The 3537-nt window shown below is 65.2% G+C and carries 3 protein-coding genes; all 3 read left to right on the top strand.

The features are described 5' to 3' along the window. A partial coding sequence (locus ACOZKU_RS24365) for a chemotaxis protein CheA (protein WP_421581061.1) occupies window positions 1-1368 on the top strand: 1368 nt, incomplete at its 5' end. After that, window positions 1365-1883, top strand: coding sequence for a chemotaxis protein CheW (locus tag ACOZKU_RS24370; RefSeq protein WP_314086918.1), 519 nt, complete (start codon window positions 1365-1367; stop codon window positions 1881-1883). The genes ACOZKU_RS24365 and ACOZKU_RS24370, both read left to right, overlap by 4 nt. Before the next feature lie 17 nt (window positions 1884-1900). Next, window positions 1901-3537, top strand: a 1637-nt coding sequence (locus ACOZKU_RS24375) for a methyl-accepting chemotaxis protein (RefSeq protein ID WP_421581063.1), incomplete at its 3' end; no start/stop codon positions are given.

Here is a 3537-nt window from a genome sequence, read left to right on the forward strand (position 1 = left end):
CGCGGCGATATCGAGGACGTCTTCATCTTCGTGATGGACGATATGGAGCTCGACATCACGGAGATCGCCACTGAGCGCCCGGCCGCCCTCCCCGTCGTTGCTGCCCCCGCAGCCGCGATGCCGAAGGCGGTGGTGGTTTCGGAGCGCGAGGCACCCGCCGTTCAGGCGGCCAACGATTCCAAACAGGCGAAATCCGCCGAAAACGTCCGCGTACCCGCCGAGCGTCTCGACGAGATGATGGACCGCGTCGGCGAGCTGGTCATCGCGCAATCCCGCCTCACCCAGCTTGCAGGTGCCGCGGCCGATCTTGGTCTGCGCTCCGTCTCCGAGGAAATCGAACGCCTGTCCGGCGAGTTGCGCGACACGATGATGGTGCTGCGCATGATGCCGGTCGCGAGCCTGTTCAGCCGCTTCCGCCGCCTCGTGCACGACCTGTCGCGCGAGACCGGCAAGGAAATCGAACTCGTCACCGAGGGCGAAAGCACCGAGGTCGACAAGACAGTCATCGACCGGCTTGCCGATCCGCTCGTCCATCTCGTGCGCAACTCCATCGACCACGGCCTGGAGAAGCCCGACGAGCGCATCGCCGCCGGCAAGGATCCCAAGGGCAAGGTCATCCTCTCCGCGCACCAGACGGGCGGCGAGGTCATCATCACGATCAAGGACGACGGTCGCGGCATCAACCGTGATCGCGTGCGCGCCAAGGCCGAATCCTCCGGTCTCATCCAGCCGGGCCAGACGCTGTCCGATCCGGAACTGCTGCAACTCATCTTCCAGCCGGGTTTCTCGACGGCCCAGGCCGTCACCAATCTCTCCGGCCGCGGCGTCGGCATGGATGTGGTGAAGAAGACCGTCGAAGCCCTGCGCGGGGCAATCGACATCGTCAGCAAGCCGGGCGACGGCTCGGAAGTGTCGCTGCGCATTCCGCTGACGCTCGCCATCATCGACGGCCTGCTCGTGCGTGTCGGCGGCGGCTGCTACGTCATCCCGCTCTCGGCCGTCGAAGAATGCCTGGAACTGTCGCTCGAAGACGACCTGCGCTCGCGCGGCCGCTCCTTCATCTCGCTGCGCGACAGCCTCGTGCCGTTCCTGCGCCTGCGTGAACTCTTCCGCACCGGCACCCAGCCGGACCAGCACCAGAAGGTCGTCGTCATCTCGACCGGCTCCGAGCGCGTCGGCCTTGTCGTCGATCAGATCATCGGCGACCACCAGACAGTCATCAAATCCATGTCCAAGCTGCACCATGACGTCGCGACCTTCTCGGGCGCGACCATTCTGGGAGACGGCAGCGTCGCGCTGATTCTCGACGTCACCCATCTCGTCGCGGCCGGACAGCACCAGGAGGCGCAAATGCGGGCGGCAGGATGAGCGAAGCGGCACGGAAACGCGACTACGGCACGATCTGGGGCGAGGAGGAGGACCTGTCGGTCCTCACCTTCAACCTCAATGGCGAGACCTTCGCCATCGAGGCGATCGTCGTGCAGGAAATTCTCGATCTTCTGCCAGAAACCCACGTTCCCGGCAGCAAACCCTTCGTTTCCAGCGTCATCAATTTCCGCGGCAAGGTGATCCCGCTTGCCGACATCCGCCTTGCCTTCGGCATGGACGCGACGGAAACCACCATCGACAGCCGTATCATCGTGATCGAACTCGATCTCGACGACGAGCCGACCCTGGTCGGCATCCGCACCGACAAGGTCAACGAAGTCACGACCCTTGCCAAGGTTGCCAGCGAGCCGCCGCCGAGTGTGGGCATGCGCTGGCGCGCCGATTACATCAACTGCCTCGTCAAGCGAGGCGGCGAATTCATCATCGTCCCGAACCTGCACGCGATCTTTTCCTCCCGAAAGGAACGCTCCGGCAACACGTCAGCGCCGAACTAGGCCCTCAGGAGAGACCCATGCGCTTCACCATCAAACTCAAGCTGTTCCTGACCTTCGGCTTCATGATCGCCGTGCTTCTCGGCACCGCGGGCTATGGCATCATGAGCCTCGGCGGCCTCAACACGACGCTCGGCGACGTGCTGAACGGCCCGGCGGAACGCCTGAAGCTCGCCCAGACGCTGAACACCCTGCAACTCCAGCAGATCCGCCAGCAGAAGAACATGCTTCTCTCTGCCAATGCCACGGAGACCAACCGCTATATCGGCCTCAGCGACGAAGCCCGCAAGGAATTCGATGCAACCTTCGAGCAGGTCCTTGCCAAGGCAACCGAGCAGGGCAAGGTGATGTGGAGCAAGCTCTCCGCCTTCACCACCGATTTCCGCCGTGATGACGACCGCATCCGCAACCTGGCGCTTGCCGGCGACATGGCAGGCGCGACGCGCATCTCGACCACCGATGCGCGCGCCGTGACCAACGAGATCGACAATCTGCTCGGCGAAGTCGTCAAGCTCGAGGAAAGCCGTCTCGACGAAGCCGAGGTCAGCGCTCAGGCGCAGTATGAGAGCACGCGAACGCTGATGGTGACCGCCGCCGCCATCGCGGTCCTGATCGCCGCCATGGCCGCCGTCTGGATCGTGCTGTCGATCAACCGCGGCCTCAACCGCGCCGCGACCGCCGTGCAGAGCGTCGCGGATGGCGACCTGACCCGCTTTGCCGACATCACCACGAAGGACGAGATCGGCGACATGCTTGGTCACGTCAACACGATGATCGAGCGTCTGCGCGGCGTCGTTGCCGACGCGCTCTCCGCCTCCGACAATGTCTCCTCCGGCAGCCAGGAACTGTCGGCCAGCTCCGAGCAGCTCTCCCAGGGCGCGACCGAGCAGGCATCGTCTGCCGAAGAGGCTTCCGCCTCGATGGAAGAGATGGCCGCCAACATCAAGCAGAACGCCGACAACGCCGCCCAGACGGAAAAGATCGCCCGCCAGTCCGCCAAGGACGCGGAAGCCTCCGGCGAGGCCGTCGGTCGCGCCGTCGGCGCCATGCGCACCATCGCGGAGAAGATCTCCATCGTTCAGGAAATCGCCCGCCAGACCGACCTGCTCGCCCTGAACGCCGCCGTGGAAGCGGCCCGTGCCGGCGAGCACGGCAAGGGCTTCGCCGTCGTCGCCTCGGAAGTGCGCAAGCTTGCCGAGCGCAGCCAGGCGGCCGCTGCCGAGATCAGCGCGCTCTCCGGCCAGACGGTTTCCGTCGCCACCGAAGCCGGCGACATGCTGACCCGTCTGGTGCCCGACATCCGCAAGACCGCCGAACTGATCTCGGAAATCTCCGCCGCCTGCCGCGAGCAGGATATCGGCGCCTCGCAGATCAACGAGGCGATCCAGCAGCTCGACAAGGTGACCCAGCAGAACGCCGGTGCATCGGAAGAAATGTCGGGCACGTCGGAAGAACTCGCCGCCCAGGCCGAGGAACTTCAGGCTTCCATCGCCTTCTTCCGCGTCGACAATACCGGCCGCAAGGAAGCCGACCACGCCGGAAAGCTGCGTGCAACCGCCGCCAAGATGGCCGCACCTGCCGCCGTCACGCGCCCGGCGGCTCAACGCACCGCAGCGGCTCCCTCGAAAACGCCGCGCAGCAATGGCTTTGCCCTCGA

The organism is Shinella sp. M31 (assembly GCF_049199205.1).
Lineage (GTDB): Bacteria > Pseudomonadota > Alphaproteobacteria > Rhizobiales > Rhizobiaceae > Shinella.

Excerpts from the sequence above, each read along its gene's own strand:
- ACOZKU_RS24370 (WP_314086918.1), top strand. The coding sequence starts at position 1,365 with ATGAGCGAAGCGGCACGGAAACGCGACTACGGCACGATCTGGGGCGAG.